The organism is Pantoea sp. sgz302252 (assembly GCF_047713085.1).
In the GTDB taxonomy this organism is placed as follows: domain Bacteria; phylum Pseudomonadota; class Gammaproteobacteria; order Enterobacterales; family Enterobacteriaceae; genus Scandinavium.
Map to the genome: position 1 here is coordinate 1 of NZ_JBLFJW010000096.1, position 673 is coordinate 673.

A 673-nucleotide genomic window follows, 5' to 3' on the forward strand; every position below is an offset into this window, starting at 1 on the left:
GGAAATCGCCGGGTCAAAGGTTCATATCACCTCGCCGACGCTTATCGCAGATTAGCACGTCCTTCATCGCCTCTGACTGCCAGGGCATCCACCGTGTACGCTTAGTCGCTTAACCTCACAACCCGAAACTGTTTCGTAAAACAGTTCGACTTGCGAAAATTTGAGAGACTCGAACACACTTAAAGTGTGTCGTTTCAATTTTCAGCTTGATCCAGATTTTTAAAGAGCAAAACTTCGCAGTGAACCTTTTCAGGTACACTCTGAAGTTTTCTTGTTGTCGCAGTAAAAGATGGTGGAGCTATGCGGGATCGAACCGCAGACCTCCTGCGTGCAAGGCAGGCGCTCTCCCAGCTGAGCTATAGCCCCATCGTAGTTAAACCTCTTCAAATCCGCAGAACGAATTTGGTAGGCCTGAGTGGACTTGAACCACCGACCTCACCCTTATCAGGGGTGCGCTCTAACCACCTGAGCTACAAGCCTGTAGAGATTTTTTACTGCTAATTTTCATCAGACAATCTGTGTGAGCACTACAAAGGCAGGTTCTTTAAGGTAAGGAGGTGATCCAACCGCAGGTTCCCCTACGGTTACCTTGTTACGACTTCACCCCAGTCATGAATCACAAAGTGGTAAGCGCCCTCCCGAAGGTTAAGCTACCTACTTCTTTTGCAACCCA

2 tRNA genes and 2 rRNA genes are annotated in these 673 nt (G+C 48.4%); all 4 read right to left on the reverse strand.

Features of this window, described 5'->3' with window-relative positions:
• A 23S ribosomal RNA gene (locus tag ACLW56_RS25280) occupies window positions 1-115 on the reverse strand; the annotation flags it as partial.
• Window positions 116-290: 175 nt separating this feature from the next.
• Window positions 291-366, reverse strand: a tRNA-Ala gene (locus ACLW56_RS25285).
• 37 nt (window positions 367-403) lie between these two features.
• A tRNA-Ile gene (locus ACLW56_RS25290) sits at window positions 404-480 on the reverse strand.
• Between the two features lie 70 nt (window positions 481-550).
• Window positions 551-673 (reverse strand): 16S ribosomal RNA (locus tag ACLW56_RS25295); the annotation flags it as partial.